This window comes from Virgibacillus chiguensis, assembly GCF_900129865.1.
GTDB classification, from domain to species: domain Bacteria; phylum Bacillota; class Bacilli; order Bacillales; family Amphibacillaceae; genus Virgibacillus; species Virgibacillus chiguensis.
Map to the genome: position 1 here is coordinate 83,026 of NZ_FQXD01000015.1, position 19,024 is coordinate 102,049.

Sequence of the window (19,024 nt, forward strand, 5' to 3'; positions counted from 1 at the left end):
ACATGCCAATAAAGGTAAACAGTAACCTCCCATTTTTAATGTTTTATTTTTACTGCGTACCTAGAGGTTGATTTGCCCAGCGTAAATTCAACGTAATTCGTATGCGCTTTCAGTTTTACGAACGGAAATGGTAATATGAGAAAAGGAGAAAATAAAAAATGCATGCCTGACGTTCAAGATTTTTTACAGAGGGGAGATAAAGAAGGGTGCTTTTTATTGAAGCAACAGAGATTATGTAAAACAAGAAAGCAAGGAAAATGGGATAGGAGATAGATAACGCTCCAATCCATACAGTATGCTTTCCTACTTGTCATTCAATTTAAATAATATGTTTCATCTCGTTCATGCTTAACCATTGCATGATCTTTTGATCTAACAATTGAATTCGCTCTAAGGCCGATTTGTCATCAATGCGCCTGTAATGATGGTTTCCACCAGTTTCTTCATCGGCCTCATCTGCCAAGTGTACAACTTGCTGTAATGGTTTTAATTGTAATTCGCCATTCGGCAAGTAAGAATCCGTATGCAACAATATAGCTACAGCTATTTCTTTAGCTACTTGAGGGTCCTCGCCAATACGAATGAGTAGTTTATGCGCACGACTTGCACCTTTAATTGCATGAATATCATTTTTTCGATATTTGTCATAATCCCATTTTCCTTCTGTATACCAAGTATAATGCCCTACATCATGCAATAGAGCCGCCTTCGTAGCATGATCGCGATTTACTTGATACTGCTTGGCAAGATCAAATGCATATTCTGCAACCGCAATGGCATGAGCTATACCTGAACGTTTCAAATAACGCTGTGTAACAGGATGTAGGAACACAGTTTCTAATGTTACATTTCTCATCTATAGATACCTCCTTTATATGTTCTTTTTTAATACTCTCTAGTATAAGGGGAAATTTTTAAAACTATAGCATATGAACATGAGTTATTGCAAGTTATATACTCGGTCCGATTGTTCCTTTTTTTTGAACTAAATTTATCTCAGCTCCTTATATTTCCTTTAAAGTAAGTAAAAAACAACTGCCATAAATAAAAGCACCCTTATGCATGCTTCTATTTGCGACAGTTGTTTATACATTACATTTCTAATTCAAAGTCTTTGACGTATGCTTTTGGTGTCAGTATTGCTTTTCCATCAAATGCTTGTAGCTCTTCGCCATTTTTCACCCGATTTGGAGTATCAGGATTTGCTAACGCTTGACGAGCAATAGCTATAAAATCAGCCTTTCCTTGCTTAATAACTGCTTCTGCTTTTTCCGGATCGCCTAAACGTCCGCAAGCAATTACAGGCTTCCCAGCATATTTTTTCGCTACCTCTGACATCGTCATTGTTCCTTCACCAAATCCAGGTGTCGTTGCGTCATCATCGGAAATATGAATATAGTCGACATCCGTTTTTCCTAGTTCAGAAAAGATGATGGATGCTTCTTCCTCTCCACCAGGCCATTTGTAAGCTTTATCGGTAGCTTTTAGTTGAGAAATACGAATCCCTACAATCATTGTCCCGCCAACTGCTTCTTTCACATCAGCTATAAGTTCCTTTAACAGTCGAACTCGATTTTCTACACTGCCTCCATACTGATCCTTTCTTTGATTAATATTTGCTGATAAAAATTCATCGAGTAAATAGCCATTTGCTCCATGTAATTCGACTCCATCAAACCCAGCCTTCTTTGCATATTTCGCGGATTGAACAAAGCCCTGTTTTACTTCTTCAATTTCATGAAGGGTTAATTCCTTTGCTTCTGGATACGGACCGCTACCACCGTAAATTTCTGCCTTATCACTTGGAGGTGTAAACGGCGATGGTGCTACGGTAACATTTGTATAATAATTCCCTTGCGTTTGAGCACCGCCATGCATCAATTGCGCAATCATCAACGCCCCATGGGATTGTACACTTTCTACAATTGGCTTCCAATGTGTAGCATGCTTTTCCGTGGCTAAACCACCTTGAAATTCATATGCTTGACTATATTTCGTGTCAGGATAAACGCCTTCTGTAATGACAACAGCGAAGCCACCTTTAGCATATCGTTCATAATAACGCTGAACGCGCTCATTCGGTGTTCCATCTGCTTCAGAGCTTACTCTTGTCATTGGAGCTAAAATATAGCGATTCTTTAACACATATGTTCCGAGATACCCTTGTTCAAACAATTTATTCATCATCTTCACCCTATTCTTTGTTGTTATTTAAAATTAACATTTATCGCTAATTTTATGCAGTATATTATTGCAGGTATTTTTATTTTCTGCAAATTAGTTGCTTATACGAACTGTTTTGAACTTAATTTGGCATACTGGCTTTTAAAAATTGGTATTTCAAATCTAAAACCGATGTATATTCATTATCTTTTAATTTTCACCATATGCTTTGGTATAAAAATGATTTTATATTAGGAAAATGCCTCTCATTACAAAGCATAGTACTTTATTATTATAGTTGTGAAAAAATTCCTAATAAAAGTATAAATAGACTTGTTAAAAAATAATAAATATTATATACTCTCAAATAACAGAAAAATTACGATTTATTGAATTTAACAATAAGGGGGGCTTAAGTTGTCTCAAGAACAGCAAGATCAAAACGTACTTAATATAAAGAATTTACATACAGGTTTTTTGATAAATGATGAATTACATCACGCTATAGTAGATGTGAATTTTAACGTGAAACCTAAAGAAATAGTTTGCGTTGTTGGTGAATCAGGCTGTGGAAAGAGTGTAATGTCATTATCAATTATGCAGCTTCTTCCAAAGATAAATTCTAAAATTTCAGCTGGAGAAGTTCTTTTTAATGGAGAAAATTTGGTACAAAAGTCCGAAAAGGAAATGAACCAAATTCGTGGTAAAGATATTGCAATGATTTTCCAAGAACCAATGACAGCTTTAAATCCCGTTTTTTCAATTGGATGGCAAATGCGCGAGATTTTATTTAATCATTTAGACATTACTAAGCAGGAAGCAAATCATAAAGCAATTGATTTGTTAAAACAAGTGGGGATATCACGTCCAGAAAAAATTCTTAATGAATATCCTCACCAATTGTCTGGTGGAATGCGCCAGCGTGTAGTCATCGCTATGGCAATTGCTTTACAACCGAAGCTTTTAATTGCAGATGAACCTACTACAGCATTAGATGTAACCATTCAGGCGCAAATACTAGAGTTACTTAAAGATATCCAAAACAAAGTGAATATGGCCATAATGCTTATTACCCATGATTTAGGTGTTGTAGCAGAAATGGCTGACCGAGTCATTGTCATGTATGCTGGTAAAATTGTGGAAGAGGCTAGTGTTGTAGATCTATTTACGCAACCAAAACACCCATACACACAGTCATTACTAGATAGCATACCTAAAATGGACCAGACAACGGACAAATTAAACACTATTGATGGTGTCGTTCCTTCATTAGAAAGCATGCCTGAAGTAGGGTGTCGCTTTACAGATAGATGCCCAAAAGCTTTTGGAGATTGTCCACTCGTTACACCACAACTTGCTAAAGTGAATAATGATCACTATGCACGCTGCCTCCTATATGACGAGTGTTATTCAAAAGAAACATCTTATGCTAAGGAGGTAGAAAACGTATGATGCAAACTGACGAAGTAAAGAAAAAAGATTTAACACAAAAGGATACACTTTTAGAAGTCCAAAATTTAAAAAAATATTATCCCATTCATACTGGATTTTTCAAAAGAAAAACAGGTGATGTGAAAGCAGTAGATGATATTTCCCTTACACTTAGAAAAGGAGAGACGTTCGGTCTTGTTGGTGAATCAGGTTGCGGAAAATCTACCGCAGGACGCACCATTTTAAGGCTCACAGATGCTACTGATGGAAATATTTTCTTTGAAGGGGAAAACATCACTAAAGTAAGCGGTTCCAAACTTCGTAAAGCGAGACAGGATTATCAAATGGTTTTTCAAGATCCATATGCTTCATTAAATCCGAAAATGATGGTTGGCCATTTAGTAGATGAGCCTATTCGTAATTATAGAAATAAATCACATAAAGACTTAAAACCCGAAGTACAACACCTATTAAAACGCGTCGGTCTACGTGAAAAAGATTATTATAAATACCCACATGAATTTTCTGGGGGACAACGACAACGGATTGGAATAGCACGAGCACTCGCTTTAAACCCTAAATTAATTGTTGCAGATGAACCAGTTAGTGCACTTGATGTCTCCATCCAATCACAAGTATTGAACCTTTTAAAAGAACTGCAAGAAGAGTTTGATTTAACATATTTATTCATTGCCCATGACTTAAGTGTTGTCAAACATATGAGTGATCAAATCGGCGTCATGTATTTAGGTAAAATGGTGGAAGTTGGAGATAATGAATCCATTTATAGAGAACCATTGCATCCTTATACACAAGCACTTATTTCTGCCATTCCTGAACCGAATCCACTAATAAAGAAGGAGCGCATTATCTTAAAAGGCGATGTTCCAAATCCACAAAACCCGCCAAGGGGATGCGTTTTTCATACGAGATGTCCAATGGCAATGGAGAAATGTAAAGAATTTGTACCTCAATTAAAGGAGGTGAGGCCTAACCACCAGGTCGCATGTCTTTTATATGAGAACCAATAATAAAACCATTTAAGGGGGAGTCATTGTTGAAAAAGAAAGTTTGGTTGTTTTTATTCATTTTCCTTTCGTTCACTTTATTTTTAGCAGCATGTGCAGATAACACGTCGGAGGAAGGCAATGCTGAAGGAGACGATAAAACAGAAGAAGCAGAAGGGTCTGACGATGATGCTAAAGAAGAAGGAGAGCCTAAAAAAGGTGGCACTGTAACATTTGCTTTTACGCAACCGTTTCAAGGCTTGTTGGAGCGTGGATTATACGAAGGAGAAGATGATGACAAAATTTTAAGGTTTGTAACGGATAGCTTAGTCGATACGAATGATGAATTACAACCTGAACCTGGCATGGCGGATTTTGAGGTAGACGAAGATAATAATACCGTCACTTTCACGCTAAAAGATGGTATTACATGGCATGACGGCGAGCCACTGACTACCGAGGATATCGCCTATTCCTATGAAGTTATTGCTCACAAAGATTACGAGGGAATGCGCTACACAAATGTCAATATGATTGAAGGTGCAGAAGCATATAACAAAGGAGAAGCAGACAGCATTTCCGGCATTGAAATTGTTGATGAAAAAACCATCGTATTAACGTTAACAGACGTTGCACCAAATACAATTTCAAATTTATGGAACTATCCAATGCCAAAACACCATTATGAAGGAATAGAAGTAGCTGATTTACCGGAATCAGACGCCGTACGTAAAAACCCAATTGGTACTGGACCATTCAAGGTAACAAACGTTGTACCAGGTGAAATGGTAGAAATGGAAAAGTATGCAGATTATTGGCAAGGAGAGCCACACTTGGATGGTGTCGTTTATAAAGTTATTGATGCTTCCGTAGCTACTGGATCCCTCAAGAATGGAGAGATCGATATTATGCAAGCTCCAAGTAGCCAATACCCGGAAATAAAAGAATTAGATAACGTAGAAGCAATCGAAGAACCAGCACTGGGCTTTAACTATATTGGCTTTAAATTTGGTCATTGGGATGCTGAAGAAGGTGTTAACGTAATGGATAATGAAAAATTCCAAAACAAACAACTTCGTAAAGCAATGGCTTATGCAATCGACGTGCAAGGAATTCTCGATTCCTTTTCCAATGGTCTTGGTGAGGTAATCGGAGCACCAGTACCTCCTGTCAGCTGGGCATATGCGGATCAAGCAGAACTAGAAGATTACAGTTATGACCCTGAAAAAGCGAAAGAACTATTAGATGAAGCTGGTTACGTGGATACTAATGAGGATGGTTGGCGTGAGAACCCAGACGGAGAAGAGTTTACAGTAAACTTCGATACGATGTCAGGTTCAGATATTTCTGAGCCACGTGCTCAATACATTTTACAGAATTGGCAAGATGTTGGAATTAATGCGAAATTAAACGGTGGTCTAAAAGAATTTAATTTATTCTATGATGTCCTGGAAAAAGATGAGGAATCGGTGGAAACATTTATGGGCGCTTGGGGGCTTGATTCTGACCCTGATCCAACTGGTTTGTGGAAATCAGATAGCGTATCAAACTTTGCTCGTTGGGTGAATGAAGAGTCAGATGAGTTAATTGAAAAAGGACTTAGCGATGAAGCTTTTGATCAAGAATACCGTAAAGATGTATATGCTGAATGGCAAAAATTGATTAACGATGAATTGCCAAACATTTTCCTATACGCACCAGTGGACGTCTATGCAGTGAACAAACGTCTACAAAATGTTCACACCAATTCATTTACAGCTCAGCAAGACACACATTTATGGTGGGTAACAGACGCTGATAAAGAATAGACTATAAAACTAGTGAATAAGGGGAAAATAATATGCTCATATACACATTACGAAGAATAGCCATCATGATCCCCATTATTTTCCTGGTCTCTGTAGTGGTATTTTTCCTGGCAAACCTTATGCCAGGAGATGCCCTTACAGGGAGAATTGATCCATTAAATACAGATCCAGCTTATATTGAAGAAATGCGGGAGAAGCTTGGCTATAACGATCCCATTTATGTGCAGTATTTAAACTGGATTAGTGGATTTTTTCAAGGGGATTTTGGACAATCCTTCGTGCATAAAATGCCCGCTTCAGAATTAATATTATCGCGACTGCCTAATACCATATTATTAGCCGTGGTAGCCATGATTATTACATACATAGTTTCCTTTTTAATGGGGAGATACGCAGGCCGCCATCCCTACACATTAGGCGACTATGGTGTACAAGTATTAAATTATTTAGCACTTGCCATGCCGAGTTTTGTAGCAGCCTTATTGTTTATTTACTTTGTTTCCTTTCAATTAGGATGGCTTCCAGCGACGGGAAGTATTGGGTCGGGGGTAGATCCTGGAACATGGGAATATATTATTAGTAAAGTAGAACATGCTATCTTACCGTCATTATGTCTTGGTTTATTACCCATTGCTAGCTATACGCAATTTTTACGTAATGACATGATTGAAAGTTCTCAAAAAGATTTTGTACGTATGGCACGTGCCAAAGGAACGCCAGAAAGGAAAATATATAATAAACATATTTTACGTAATTCTGTTATTCCTATCGTTACATTATTAGGATTTGATTTAGCTGGTATTATTGGCGGTTCTGTTATTATTGAAACCATTTTCACATACCCAGGGGTAGGGCAATTATTTGTAGATTCCATTAATAATCGAGATTACACCGTCGTTATGGCTGTTACAATGTTACTAACCGTAATGACACTTATCGGAAATCTACTAGCTGATATTTTCTATGCTTTAGTAGATCCTAGAATACGATTGGATTAGTGGAGGAGGTAGATTAAATGGAACCATCAACAAACCAAACCGTACAGCTGGCCCCTCCAAAGAAGAAAAGCTTATCACAATGGGGAATTGCTCGTAAAAAGTTTGTCCGAAATATTCCTGCGATGGCAAGTCTTATTTTCCTGTTCGTTGTAACAGCATTATCGATGTCAGCTTCCCTTTTATCAGACATTGATCCGAGTCGTATTAACCCAAGACTCGTTGAAGTGCCGCCTTCTGCTGAACATTGGCTTGGAGCAGATTCTGCTGGAAGAGATATTGTCACCATGCTGCTATACGGTGGGCGGACGTCACTATTAATTGGTTTTTCTTGTATGACCATTATTATAACCATTGCGACAATAATAGGAACCATTTCAGGGTATTACGGTAACATAGTAGACAGCATTCTTATGCGATTTACCGATTTCATGATGAACTTCCCATTTCTCATTTTTGTTATCGTATTACAAGCAATCTTTGTTGACAGTGGAGTGTTAGCATTAATTCTTGTTATCAGCTTGCTTAGCTGGACAGGGGCTGCAAGGGTAATTCGAAGCAAGGTAATGTCGGAAAAAGAAAATGAATATGTGTTGAGTGCTATATCCATTGGTACAAGGCCTTCTAAAGTTATGATTAAACATATATTACCTAACGTCATGTCAACGATTATCGTTCAAGCAACGCTGTTATTAGCAGCGATGATCGTGGCGGAGACAGGACTTAGTTACCTTGGATTTGGGGTTCCTGTCGGTACACCAAGCTGGGGCAATATGCTACAAGCAGCACGCGATCCTGGCACGTTTGAAAACCTGTGGTGGATTTGGCTACCACCAGGTTTATTAATTACATTAACTATTTTATCCATCAACTTTATCGGTGAAGGGTTTAAGGACGCTTTCAATCCGAAATCAAAAAAATAATGCATGAAGCGAGCCTGAGCTTATTTAATAAACTCAGGCTCTACCTATGTCAGATTTATTTTTGGAGTATATTCTTTATGTGTTGTATCTTGCTGCGATCCAGTTTATAGGCGAATGAATCATTCCTTCTAGCGCCAGAACCAAAGTGGAATGCGTGAGGCTTTACTTGCTCGTATACATCAGCAAAGGTTGCTGGCTTTAAACCATGCCCCACCATCATATTTACATGTGTATCCGCAGCCAAATCAATTAATTGTTGTAGTTGCGAAATTGCCTCAGGTGCTTTATAGTTACCTCCTGCAGTTAACACTGTCGTTATTTGCTTATATTGTGCCAAGCATGCTAACGCTTCTTCTTGGTCACGAGCAAAATCAAACGCCCGATGAAAAGTTACTTCTAAATCATCAGCCACGTTTAATAGCTGTTTCAACACTTCTTCATCAATCGTTTTTTCAGCAGTCAATGCCCCTATAACGATACCGTTTGCACCCATCTTTGTAATCAGATCTATATCTGCCTTCATCGTGTCTAGATCGTATTTGTTGTATACAAATGATTGACTATGTGGACGAACCATGACATTGATAGGCAAATGGACAGCTTCAACTGCTTTTTTTAGTAAACCGTAACTTGGTGTAAGCCCTATTTCTGCCATCGCAGGGCTAAGTTCAATCCGATCTGCTCCATACTGCTCTGCTTCTATCACATCTGTTAAGTTCGTAGCAATAACTTCTAAAAGCATGAACAACCCTCTCCTTTACATACAATACCCTTATCCTACCTGATGAGAGCGCCTTTTAATAGACCAAAAAGATGCAAAGAACATACTGCTATCCTCACTTCCTTTGCGTAAATCTATCATCTATGCTTTAATGGCAATACATAGTGTTATTATATATCTCACTAGGGGAGCAATTTTATTGCTGAGAAAGGAAACTTGACCCTTTGAACCTGATCTAGTTTGTACTAGCGTAGGGAAGTGACAACTTGCATGAATAGTAATAATCAGGCAATCACTTCCCCGTTCTATTTACATCGTAGAATGGGGAATATTATTTTCTCCAGATGCAAGTACGTCTTATCCTGAACTACAAAGGTTTGTTGTTTCCACATCTTCTCTAGCATTAAAATAATTTCAATTATTGAGAGGAGAATATAGTATGATGCAACAACTATTTACAGATCATTTATGGAAAAAGGTAGAGCCAATTTGGAAATCCTATTTGGAGCATCCGTTTGTAAAAGGGTTAGGAGAAGGTTGGCTTGATAAGGAAAAGTTCAAGCACTGGATGAAGCAAGACTATGTTTATTTAATAGAATATTCTCGCTTGTTTGCACTAGGAAGCGCGAAAGCACATGATTTATCAACAATGACAACGTTTGCCAATTTACTTCATGGAACCTTGCATATGGAAATGGATTTACATCGTAACTATGCAAACAAGTTTGGCATAACTGCTGATGAATTAGAAGAAACAGAAGCGGCGGCAACAACGACTGCATACACAAGTTATATGCTAAATGTGGCACAACAAGGTGGCATAGAAAATACAGTCGCCGCCGTACTGGCTTGTGCTTGGAGTTATAATTACATTGGCAAAGCATTGGCAGCCTGGCCAAACGCCTTGGAACATGAATTTTACGGCAATTGGGTACAAATGTATTCCTCCGAAGATTTTACAGCACTGGCTAACGACTGCATTGATTTAATTAATACAATTGCGGAAGATAAACCAGAACACGAGTTAGCCATCTTGGAAGATATCGTTGTGAAAACGAGCTATTTTGAATATATGTTCTGGGACATGGCAGAACATCAAGCCATGTGGCCTGTCCCTGTTGCTGCCCAAAACTTATAAATTCTTTGCAAATCTTTATCCGTTGAAATGGTAACTTAGATTAATTTCGGACGGCATCATCTGCGGTTTTTAACTTCATAAAAATCCGCAAAGCTCATCATTTAAAAGCTACGGCTATCACCATAAAGACTTGGTGACATGTCGTAGCTTTTTTATTCCTTAAGTAGAACGATGCAATAGCTTGCTAACAGTCTATTATAACCTATAGATTTCGAAAGGATATATATACCAGATAAATATGATACAACATTGTTACACAGATAATTTATAATGAAAGAGAGGGAGGTTTGCCCAATGGTGCGAATACTAATCGTTGAAGATGAAAAACCAATATCTGACTTAATAAAAATGAGTCTCGGAGATGCAGGATATGAATGTTTCTGTGCCTATGATGGAGAACAAGCTGCTGATATGATCGAAGCAAATCATTTTGATTTAGCAATTTTAGATATTATGCTCCCCAAAATTAATGGCTACGATTTACTAGAATATATCCAGCCTTACGATATACCAGTCATATTTTTAACTGCCAAATCAGATGTAACGGATAAAGTAAAAGGGTTAAAGCTTGGAGCGGAAGACTACCTAACGAAACCTTTTGAAATCGTAGAATTACTAGCCCGAGTGGAAACTGTTTTACGCAGATATGATAAACACAAACGATTTATAGAATTGTTTGATATAAAAATAGATACGCTTTCCAGAGTCGTAACCAAATCAGGAAAAACTGTTAATCTAACAGCGAAAGAGTACGACTTGTTATTATTATTTATCAACAATAAAAATATTGCTCTATTTCGGAGTAACATCTCTATGAAAGTATGGGGAGAAGATTTTGTCGGTGAAAGCAGGACGATTGACCTGCACGTACAACGTATGCGACAAAAGCTTGGTTTAAAGGATAAAATCGTAGCAGTCTATAAGGTGGGCTATAGACTGGAGGTATAGCATGAAGTTATTTTGGAAAATATTTTATTCCACGATGATCGTATCTGTCTCCTGCTTCAGCATTGGAAGTTATATATTAATTGACTCCGCTTTTCAAGATTCTATCAAGCGCGAAGCCACTTCTGTATTTGAGGAAAATGATATTTTAAGATACTCGCTACAAAAAGAACTACGAGAGGCTTCCGTATCGGATTTTTACTTCGCTGATGAAAAAAACAAGGAATCAGCATCCAATGAAGAGCTACTCATAACCGTTGCCTCCTCCTTAACCATTTATGAATCTGGTGGAGAACTTACTTTTCGCATTAGTAACCAGGACGGAGATATCGTATACGATAATTTTAATGAAGATTTAAGTAACGATGCCGTTACACAAGTATCGAATCAATCTAAAGGCTACCAAGTAAAAAATGTTAATGGGAAATATTTTCTTCACGCTATGACACCACTGCAATTACATGGAGATTTATTCTACATTGAAAACTTTCGAGAAATATCCGATATTTTTGCGAGTAAAAATGACCAATGGACAATGTATATGTATATTACGCTGCTGATGATTGGAATAGGTGCAATCGTCATGCTAGTCACTGCATGGCTACTGACAAAACCGATCTATAAATTATCGAAAGCAACGAAACAGATTGCTAAAGGAAATTTTGAAGAACGAACGATTGTTAGCAGCTATGTTGAGGTTGAGGAATTATCCCGCAATTTTAATTTTATGGCTGAACATATTGAAGAAATGATTTCTCAGTTAAAAGAAGCCAATCAAAGACAAGAAACATTTATTGGGAGTATTAGTCATGAATTAAAAACACCACTTACTACCATGATTGGTTATGCAGATATGCTTCGCTCTAAAAAGTTAGATTCAGAACAAACATTTATGGCAGCGAATTATATTTTTCAAGAAGGAAAGCGAATTGAGGAGTTAACAATGAAATTACTCGATTTGTTGGTATTAAAAAAACGAGATATTGAAACAAAACCCATAAAAACAACTGCCTTTTTCAGCCCCTTGCAACAGTACATGGAACCTATTTTTGAAAAAGCAAACATCGATTTTTATGTGGAAGCAGAAGAAGCTATGATACTTATTGAGCCCGATTTAATGCGAACCGTTTGTACCAATTTACTCGATAATGCAAGAAAAGCAATCGATCATGATCATGGAGAAATTACGCTTCATGGCTTTATCCACCAAAACGACTATCACATCCGTATTTGTGATAATGGAAAAGGTATTCAAGCAGTTGAAATGGGTAAAATTACCGACGCTTTTTATATGGTTGATCAATCAAGAGCAAGGGTACAAGGAAGTGTTGGCTTAGGACTTGCTATTTGCAGTGAGATTATCCATTTACACAAAGCTGAACTGACATTTGACAGTGAATTTGGCAAAGGTACTTGTGTGACAGTAATAATTAAAGGTGTGAAGCGATGATGAAAAAGAAAAAAATACACCTTACCAACATTCTTTTAGCCATCATAGGGGTCAGTATTGCTTTCTTACCATTTATTTTAAAAAATGTTCAAGAGGAGCGTTTGTTGAATCATATTTTTGTATCAGATTTCCAAACAGAAGAAAAACAAGTGAATGATAATCAAACGACATCCATTGAAGAAAAATTAAAATTAATTGTTAATCATTATGACGGAAATGAAAACATTGCCATCATTGAAAAAAGTAATGATGAGACGAAAAGAGCTGAATACCTTTCTAAGGGAATTAATGAAATCAAAGAACTGCAAAACAAAGGATTGTTTCCACAAATTGATATGCAACCTGAATTCACGATCATTAATTCCAATATCAAAACATTTTTAAATACACAACATCCCCAGCACACAGTAACGATCTGGGAGGCTTTTTTTTCCACTAATGGTGTAGAAATAAATATATCAATGGACACCCAAACGAATAAAATCTATGAGTATCGAGTGAGCCCAAATAATAATAAACCCTTATCTATAACTGATCATGATCAAACTACTACAAAATTAGCTAATTATTTTAATGTGAAAGTAAGTGAAAAAAAATTAATCGATAAAAGAACGGAAAAAATATATACGCTAGCGGACGAAGACGTCTTCATTTCCTTTTTTTCCGATAGGTATTTTGCAAGTTTCTATTTAATTCCTGCATTTGAAGCAGAAAAGAGGCCATTTTGATGGATAAATGAGCTAACTATGATACGTTGATCTATTATACTTTCTAGTAAGAAGAGAGATCGCAGGTTTAACACTTCCATTTCTCACCATAGACAACTGTTCAAAATATGAAAACTTATCCAATTCAGTACGTTATCCATGAACAGTTCGTTCTAAAATGAGCACACAAACAACCTTGATCTCGCTTTTCCCCCCTTTTTAATATAGATTACTTGGGGCTGTTCACAATCAGGTAATTGATTGTGCAACAGCTTTTTTGTGTATACACAAAAAAACAGACCACAAAGGGTCTGCTCTCATGTATTATTGATTTATGACAAATAAAAGAATAATACAAGCCCAGTATACGCAAACTGCAGCAAATTATCAATTATATTTACCGATGGATGTAGAAGAAATGATTCCTATGGATGATTCGGTCCGTCTCCATTTTTAGGCTTATATTAAACTTTAAATTCTTATGCTTTCCTATAATACAAAGAAACAGCCTGTAAATTACCTACAAGCTGTCTTCACTGCCGTTATTCTGCTGTCAAATATTCTTCTAATGTTAAGTCATTCTCTGTAATTTCTTTAGCAGCCTTCTTACCTACATAACGAATATGCCATGGCTCATATTGATATTGCGTAATTTCTTCTTTTCCTTTAGGAAAGCGAATAATAAAACCATATTCAGCTGCATTTTCCGCTAACCATTTACCTTCATCTGTATTAGCAAAGTCCTCATTTAATTGGAAACCCATATCTCTACTCGTCACATCCATCGTTAAACCTGTCTGATGCTCACTTTCCCCTGGTCGAGCACTTACTTGGTTAGCTTGTTCTTCTCCTAACGATTGGACATTAGATGCAAATACTGTTTCTTGGCGATCATAAGAACGATATCCTGATTGAGCAAACAACTCTAGCCCCGCCTTATCTGCAGCGGCAAACAAATCTTCAATTGCTGTAGCTGCAATTTTACGCACTTTCTTCTTCGGTAAATCTTCTGTAAAAGGATAATTTATGTCGGGTACCACTAAATCAACAGGTGTATAATCTGCTGGTAATGCATTTTCCTTATTTACTAGCACCAATTGTTCATACGGATTTGCGATTACATTAGTTCCGCTATCTGTTGTAGCAGGCTCTGCTTTTGCAGGTAGTTTTTTTCCAGGTTCAAAATCATGATTTCCATCTTCAACCAATTGCTTAACTACCTCCGCTGTTTCTTGTTCATATATACCAGTCAAAGGTAAATCTTTCTGCATTTGTAAATCAGTAATGGCCCATACTGTAGCTGCATCAAAATCACCATTATCTTTTATATCATAGCCAATTTCTTTTAAAGCAAGCTGTAATGCCTTCACATCTTCTCCGCTATCTAATTTTTGCAAAGCCGCTTCAGGCAGTTGTAATTCCTCCACTGTATTTTCTGTGTTATCCTCTGCTTTGGACTGCTTATCTGCTTGTTGTTCTTTATCGCCATTTCCACATGCTGATGTAAATACTAATACGAATGATAAAACGATAAAGCTGATGATATGTTTCCGTTTCATGCTTTCCTCTCCTTCGCAACACTAGCTTGAAACATTTTCATTTGTTTCAAAGTAATTCTTTAACCCACTTACAATTGCTTCTGCCACCGTTTGGTTGTATTCATCAGACTGAATAACTGCTAATTCTTCAGGGTTACTCATAAACCCTAGTTCTAAAAGAATAGCTGGTACTTCATTGTTTCTTAATACAGCATAGCTATCTTCGAGTATCCCTCTATCCTTTAATGAGATGGCATTACCCAGGGACTGGTGGATGCTCTGTGCCAACCGATAATCCTTTTCTTGGGAATAATAATACGTATGAAAGCCACCTACGCTAGGATCCTCAAATGAATTGTAATGAATACTGATAAAAGCGTCCGGCATTGCTTCATTACTCATGTTTCTTCTTTCTTTTAACGGTATTTTTACATCTTCTGTCCTAGTCATTATAACATTAGCTCCTACTTCACGTAACGCTTTTTCTATCGGTTTTGTTGTATTTGTAACTAAATCTTTTTCATATATGTCATTAATTCCAATTGAACCAGGATCTCTTCCTCCATGTCCAGGGTCGATCATTACTGTATGCCCGCTCAATTCGCCTGAATCCGTTGTAGCATTTAATGTTTCTTGTTCTGTTTCGCCTATTGTCTTCGTCTTACCTTCCGCAGAGTCATTATCTCCACATGCTGCTAATAAAATGAATAACAGAGATAATATAATTAACTTGATTATTTGCTTTCGCTTCATAAACTATATTCCTTTCCCTCTGCTCCTAAAATTTTATCTAATCTAAAGACATATGATAGATTAAATAATTAGAACTTTATTGTTTATTAACTTTAAACCCGAGATTCTTATATATAGCTTATGAAAGCAACGTATCAGACTACCATAATTATTCAATCATAGTTGTATCATATATTAAAAAGAATATTACTCACTTTCACATTTCACAGTTTCTAAAAAAAATTAATTGTTAGAAAAACTTAGCTTGTCGCCAAGTCTTATGGCGAAAGCCGTAGTTGTTTGCTTTTAATATAAACCCTGAAAAACCTTTATAACTTTCTATAGTTGCAAAAAAAACAGAATCCTTTATAATTTAATTAACGTTAATTAAATTATTTTTTTGGGGGTTTATAAGTGAGTAAAGGGGAACAAACAAAAAAGAAAATTCTGGAGAATGGTCTAATATTATTTTCTACTAAAGGTTATGAACAAACTTCCCTAAAAGACATTGCTTCAGAAGTATCCATAAAAGCGCCTGCAATTTATGCTCATTTTGCTAACAAAAAAGTACTGTTTGAAAGCATATTTGAAAAAGTAATCACAGATTATATTGAACATTTAACCGACCGTATATCTACTATTCAGAAATCATCTACAAAAGAACAACTCTATGAACTTTTAGTTGGAACTAACATATTTTTTTATGAGAATAAGCATATAGGACTCTTTATGAAAAAGTATAGCCTTTCACCACCTGAAAGCATCAATCCTATAACTCAAAAAAAAATGCAAACACTAACCAACAATATTGAAGTTATATTATGTTCATTTCTTGAGGAAACCCCAGATCGACAATTTATTGAAACAAATAAAATAATAGATTCATTCTTTTCTCTGCTTGACGGTAGCTTCTTCTATTTAGAAAATTTTTCTGGACAAGATTTTTATATAAGAATGAATAATATTTGGGAGGTGTTTTGGAAAGGAATTCAAAAATGACCAATATTAAATTCTACAACAAAAGGAGTAATTCTATGATAAAAATTAAAAAAAGAACATTTATTCCTTCACTACTTTTTGGTGGATTTTTAGTCATGAATAGGCATAAATTCCCTCAGTTAATTTTTTCTCTTCTTTACGGTGTAAAACCTTTTGGATTAATTAAAAAAGAAGACATAAAATTAGATGATCATGTAAAATGGTTTGACGATTATTATACAATCAATTATATAGATGAAAAAACGATTGCCATTGGTGAGCCAAGGTATTATCAAAGCAATGTTAACTATCTAATATTAGGAGACAATCAAGCGTTACTATTAGATACTGGGCCAGGGATTCGGAATATTAAACCTGTAGTAGAAAGCTTAACATCCCTGCCTATAACTGTAATGAATTCGCATTTTCACTATGATCATGTGGGAAACCATGAAAAATTTAGTGACATTAAATTAACAAAGAATCAAATAGAAAAACAAATAGTAAAAGAAGATACTTTAATACCTCGTAAATATTCATTTGTGGGACAATTAGAAGGATTTGCTCCTCCTAAAATAAAATTTAAAGAAATTTTAAAAGAAGGTACTTTCATTGATCTTGGAAATAGACAGCTAGAAATTATTTTTACACCGGGACATAGCAACGATTCTATCTCGTTATATGACAAAGAATTAAATCAATTATTTGTAGGTGATCTTATTTACCATGGCCCAATCTTGGCTGCTACATTAATCCCTGGTGTAGATATAAAGAAATATCTTTCTTCAACCAAAAAATTAATTAGCAAAACAAACGCTGATACCTTATTGTTTGGTGGTCATACATTAGATGTAAATCATCCATCTATTCAACAACATAACTTAATAGATCTCAAAATGTTTTTAGAAAGGAATGAAAGAAGCAGGGTATTACCTAAAAAACAAAAAATTAACGATAAAGTAGATATCCTTTACTAAAAAGAGAGACGACTTTATCAAGACTTCGCTTATTGCAAAGTCTTGATGAGAAAACTATAGTTTCCTCCTTATATACAAATTTTAAAATTAAATGCTTTCCTACAATGAAAAAAACTGTCCAAAAAGGTTTTACTCACCTTTTTAGACAGTTTGGGTTTTAATTTATTTCATTAGGATAGTTCTGGCCAATACGCTTTATTCGCCTCATATAAATCATCTAATAAATCTTTCGCTACTTTTGCACTTGGCACAATTTTAGATAATGTCAATGCTTGCCATAGTTTTTGATATGATTTTTCTGCCCAAGCTTCAACGACAAGCTTTTCAACTGCGACTTGTTGTTCCATTAACCCTTTTTGAAAGCGAGGAATCTCTCCCATAACAAGTGGCTCAGGACCTTGGCTACCAACGATACATGGGACTTCTACCATCGCTGTCGGTTCAAAATTACTTATTGCTCCGTTGTTTTCAACAATAAGGAGCATGCGTTCTTTTGAATTATAAGCAATTGCACGAGCCAAATCTACGATATAAGAAGCATGTTCATCAATTTCTAGTTCTGTTCCCTCTGCTGTTTGGTTATCAATTATTTTTTGACACTCACCGAAAACAAACTTTTCACGTCCGTCCATAACTTCATTCGCTCGTGTATACTCTGGATTCGACTGTTCTACGACATAATCTGGATAGAAATAATATTTTAAATATGTGTTTGGAACGGTTGTCGGATCAAGGGCTTGTACATCTTTTGCTTTAGCAAATGTACTGTTCCAGCTAGCATCTGAATGCTGTTTACTCTCATCTACTGTTACATAGCCATGTTTAGAAACATGCTCGCGAATTTTAGGCATGAGGTCGTTTCCTTCTTTATCACGAATATCAAACCACCATCCAAAATGGTTCAATCCAAAGTATTTCACTTCCATCTCTTTACGAGAAGATAGTCCAATGGATGCAGCCATTAATTCTTCAATACCAATTGGCATATCACATATATTTAATATTTTGGAATTTGGACGTAAAAGACGCGTTGCTTCTGCTACAATAGCTGCAGGGTTTGAATAATTTAAGAACCATGCATCTGGTGAATATTTTTCCATATAATCAACAAGTTCAATAACTGGTCCAATGGAACGCATACCATATGCAATTCCACCTGGTCCACATGTTTCTTGACCGACAACACCATATTTTAGTGGTATTTTTTCATCTTTTTCACGCATTGCATATTTACCAACACGGATATGAGCCATGACAAAATCAATATTACTAAATGCTTCTTTCGGGTCAACCGTTTCAACAAACTTAATTTGTGGAGCTCTTTCTTTTAATAAGATCCTACAACCTCCTGCTACAGTTCCTTGACGTTCTTCATCATTATCATACAGCTTTATTTCTTTAATTGGAAAACGATCCAAGTTTTCTAAGAGCATTAATATAATCCCAGGCGTAAATGTACTACCTCCACCAGCAATTGTAATTGAAAATTGTTTCATGATTTTTTCCTCCTT

The 19,024-nt window shown here is 36.1% G+C and carries 18 protein-coding genes and 1 riboswitch; of the genes, 12 read left to right on the forward strand and 6 right to left on the reverse strand.

The features are described 5' to 3' along the window. Positions 1 to 319: 319 nt before the first annotated feature. Both BUB45_RS15355 and BUB45_RS15360 read right to left on the reverse strand, forming a co-directional pair. Positions 320 to 856, reverse strand: coding sequence for an HD domain-containing protein (locus BUB45_RS15355; protein ID WP_073011651.1), 537 nt, complete (start codon positions 854 to 856; stop codon positions 320 to 322). A gap of 236 nt (positions 857 to 1,092) precedes the next feature. Continuing rightward, positions 1,093 to 2,184 carry an oxidoreductase gene (locus tag BUB45_RS15360; RefSeq protein WP_073011654.1) on the reverse strand — a complete coding sequence of 364 codons (1,092 nt, stop codon included), beginning with the start codon at positions 2,182 to 2,184 and terminating at the stop codon, positions 1,093 to 1,095. Between the two features lie 396 nt (positions 2,185 to 2,580). Here BUB45_RS15360 and BUB45_RS15365 point away from each other — a divergent pair, with 396 nt between their 5' ends. The 5 genes from BUB45_RS15365 to opp4C are packed head-to-tail and all read left to right on the forward strand — an operon-like array spanning position 2,581 to position 8,327. Then, on the forward strand, positions 2,581 to 3,615 hold the full coding sequence (locus BUB45_RS15365; RefSeq protein WP_073011657.1) for an ABC transporter ATP-binding protein: 1,035 nt from the start codon (positions 2,581 to 2,583) through the stop codon (positions 3,613 to 3,615). Further along, positions 3,612 to 4,625, forward strand: a complete 1,014-nt coding sequence (locus tag BUB45_RS15370; protein ID WP_073011660.1) for an ABC transporter ATP-binding protein — start codon at positions 3,612 to 3,614, stop codon at positions 4,623 to 4,625. The genes BUB45_RS15365 and BUB45_RS15370 overlap by 4 nt, the downstream gene beginning before the upstream one ends. A 26-nt stretch (positions 4,626 to 4,651) precedes the next feature. Then, the gene (gene opp4A / locus BUB45_RS15375; RefSeq protein ID WP_073011662.1) at positions 4,652 to 6,409 is read left to right on the forward strand and encodes an oligopeptide ABC transporter substrate-binding protein; all 1,758 of its coding nucleotides are present in this window, start codon (positions 4,652 to 4,654) and stop codon (positions 6,407 to 6,409) included. 32 nt (positions 6,410 to 6,441) lie between these two features. Further along, positions 6,442 to 7,407 carry an oligopeptide ABC transporter permease gene (opp4B, locus tag BUB45_RS15380; RefSeq protein ID WP_073011665.1) on the forward strand — a complete coding sequence of 322 codons (966 nt, stop codon included), beginning with the start codon at positions 6,442 to 6,444 and terminating at the stop codon, positions 7,405 to 7,407. 17 nt (positions 7,408 to 7,424) lie between these two features. Then, complete coding sequence (gene opp4C / locus BUB45_RS15385) at positions 7,425 to 8,327, forward strand: oligopeptide ABC transporter permease (RefSeq protein ID WP_073011668.1); 903 nt, start codon at positions 7,425 to 7,427, stop codon at positions 8,325 to 8,327. Positions 8,328 to 8,382: 55 nt separating this feature from the next. On the opposite strand, the gene BUB45_RS15390 is transcribed toward opp4C, so the two are convergent. Continuing rightward, on the reverse strand, positions 8,383 to 9,069 hold the full coding sequence (locus BUB45_RS15390) for a copper homeostasis protein CutC (protein ID WP_073011671.1): 687 nt from the start codon (positions 9,067 to 9,069) through the stop codon (positions 8,383 to 8,385). 153 nt (positions 9,070 to 9,222) lie between these two features. Beyond that, positions 9,223 to 9,322: riboswitch (TPP riboswitch) on the forward strand. A gap of 168 nt (positions 9,323 to 9,490) precedes the next feature. Between BUB45_RS15390 and tenA the strand changes: the two genes are divergently transcribed. The 5 genes from tenA (at position 9,491) to BUB45_RS20660 (ending at position 13,745) form a co-directional block, all read left to right on the forward strand. Next, positions 9,491 to 10,186 carry a thiaminase II gene (gene tenA, locus BUB45_RS15395; protein WP_073011732.1) on the forward strand — a complete coding sequence of 232 codons (696 nt, stop codon included), beginning with the start codon at positions 9,491 to 9,493 and terminating at the stop codon, positions 10,184 to 10,186. A gap of 294 nt (positions 10,187 to 10,480) precedes the next feature. Then, entirely contained in the window at positions 10,481 to 11,134 is a 654-nt protein-coding gene (locus BUB45_RS15400; RefSeq protein WP_073011674.1) for a response regulator transcription factor, read from the forward strand. A 1-nt stretch (position 11,135) separates the two neighbouring features. Beyond that, a complete protein-coding gene (locus tag BUB45_RS15405; RefSeq protein ID WP_073011676.1) occupies positions 11,136 to 12,581 on the forward strand; it encodes a sensor histidine kinase in 1,446 nt (481 codons plus the stop codon). After that, positions 12,581 to 13,309, forward strand: coding sequence for a hypothetical protein (locus tag BUB45_RS15410; protein ID WP_139300179.1), 729 nt, complete (start codon positions 12,581 to 12,583; stop codon positions 13,307 to 13,309). Before BUB45_RS15405 ends, BUB45_RS15410 begins: the two co-directional genes overlap by 1 nt. A 313-nt stretch (positions 13,310 to 13,622) precedes the next feature. Next, entirely contained in the window at positions 13,623 to 13,745 is a 123-nt protein-coding gene (locus tag BUB45_RS20660) for a hypothetical protein (RefSeq protein WP_280157521.1), read from the forward strand. A gap of 85 nt (positions 13,746 to 13,830) precedes the next feature. Here BUB45_RS20660 and BUB45_RS15415 read toward each other — a convergent pair whose 3' ends face one another. After that, entirely contained in the window at positions 13,831 to 14,847 is a 1,017-nt protein-coding gene (locus tag BUB45_RS15415; protein WP_073011681.1) for a D-alanyl-D-alanine carboxypeptidase family protein, read from the reverse strand. Between the two features lie 21 nt (positions 14,848 to 14,868). After that, positions 14,869 to 15,579 (reverse strand): N-acetylmuramoyl-L-alanine amidase family protein, encoded by a 711-nt coding sequence (locus tag BUB45_RS15420; RefSeq protein ID WP_073011685.1) that lies wholly within the window; start codon positions 15,577 to 15,579, stop codon positions 14,869 to 14,871. Positions 15,580 to 15,972: 393 nt separating this feature from the next. Between BUB45_RS15420 and BUB45_RS15425 the strand changes: the two genes are divergently transcribed. Together BUB45_RS15425 and BUB45_RS15430 are read left to right on the forward strand one after the other, a co-directional pair. Then, on the forward strand, positions 15,973 to 16,557 hold the full coding sequence (locus BUB45_RS15425; RefSeq protein ID WP_073011688.1) for a TetR/AcrR family transcriptional regulator: 585 nt from the start codon (positions 15,973 to 15,975) through the stop codon (positions 16,555 to 16,557). 35 nt (positions 16,558 to 16,592) lie between these two features. Beyond that, positions 16,593 to 17,513 carry an MBL fold metallo-hydrolase gene (locus BUB45_RS15430; protein ID WP_073011691.1) on the forward strand — a complete coding sequence of 307 codons (921 nt, stop codon included), beginning with the start codon at positions 16,593 to 16,595 and terminating at the stop codon, positions 17,511 to 17,513. A 170-nt stretch (positions 17,514 to 17,683) separates the two neighbouring features. Here BUB45_RS15430 and BUB45_RS15435 read toward each other — a convergent pair whose 3' ends face one another. Continuing rightward, the gene (locus tag BUB45_RS15435) at positions 17,684 to 19,009 is read right to left on the reverse strand and encodes a 6-phospho-alpha-glucosidase (RefSeq protein ID WP_073011693.1); all 1,326 of its coding nucleotides are present in this window, start codon (positions 19,007 to 19,009) and stop codon (positions 17,684 to 17,686) included. Positions 19,010 to 19,024 lie beyond the last annotated feature (15 nt).

Bases quoted from the DNA above. Each gene is read 5' to 3' on its own strand.
- BUB45_RS15355 (WP_073011651.1), bottom strand. From the start codon at position 856: ATGAGAAATGTAACATTAGAAACTGTGTTCCTACATCCTGTTACACAG.
- BUB45_RS15430 (WP_073011691.1), top strand. From the start codon at position 16,593: ATGATAAAAATTAAAAAAAGAACATTTATTCCTTCACTACTTTTTGGT.
- opp4B (WP_073011665.1), top strand. From the start codon at position 6,442: ATGCTCATATACACATTACGAAGAATAGCCATCATGATCCCCATTATT.
- BUB45_RS15405 (WP_073011676.1), top strand. From the start codon at position 11,136: ATGAAGTTATTTTGGAAAATATTTTATTCCACGATGATCGTATCTGTC.
- BUB45_RS15410 (WP_139300179.1), top strand. From the start codon at position 12,581: ATGAAAAAGAAAAAAATACACCTTACCAACATTCTTTTAGCCATCATA.
- tenA (WP_073011732.1), top strand. From the start codon at position 9,491: ATGCAACAACTATTTACAGATCATTTATGGAAAAAGGTAGAGCCAATT.
- BUB45_RS15370 (WP_073011660.1), top strand. From the start codon at position 3,612: ATGATGCAAACTGACGAAGTAAAGAAAAAAGATTTAACACAAAAGGAT.
- BUB45_RS15435 (WP_073011693.1), bottom strand. From the start codon at position 19,009: ATGAAACAATTTTCAATTACAATTGCTGGTGGAGGTAGTACATTTACG.
- BUB45_RS15360 (WP_073011654.1), bottom strand. From the start codon at position 2,184: ATGAATAAATTGTTTGAACAAGGGTATCTCGGAACATATGTGTTAAAG.
- opp4C (WP_073011668.1), top strand. From the start codon at position 7,425: ATGGAACCATCAACAAACCAAACCGTACAGCTGGCCCCTCCAAAGAAG.
- BUB45_RS20660 (WP_280157521.1), top strand. From the start codon at position 13,623: ATGACAAATAAAAGAATAATACAAGCCCAGTATACGCAAACTGCAGCA.
- BUB45_RS15390 (WP_073011671.1), bottom strand. From the start codon at position 9,069: ATGCTTTTAGAAGTTATTGCTACGAACTTAACAGATGTGATAGAAGCA.
- BUB45_RS15415 (WP_073011681.1), bottom strand. From the start codon at position 14,847: ATGAAACGGAAACATATCATCAGCTTTATCGTTTTATCATTCGTATTA.
- BUB45_RS15420 (WP_073011685.1), bottom strand. From the start codon at position 15,579: ATGAAGCGAAAGCAAATAATCAAGTTAATTATATTATCTCTGTTATTC.
- BUB45_RS15400 (WP_073011674.1), top strand. From the start codon at position 10,481: ATGGTGCGAATACTAATCGTTGAAGATGAAAAACCAATATCTGACTTA.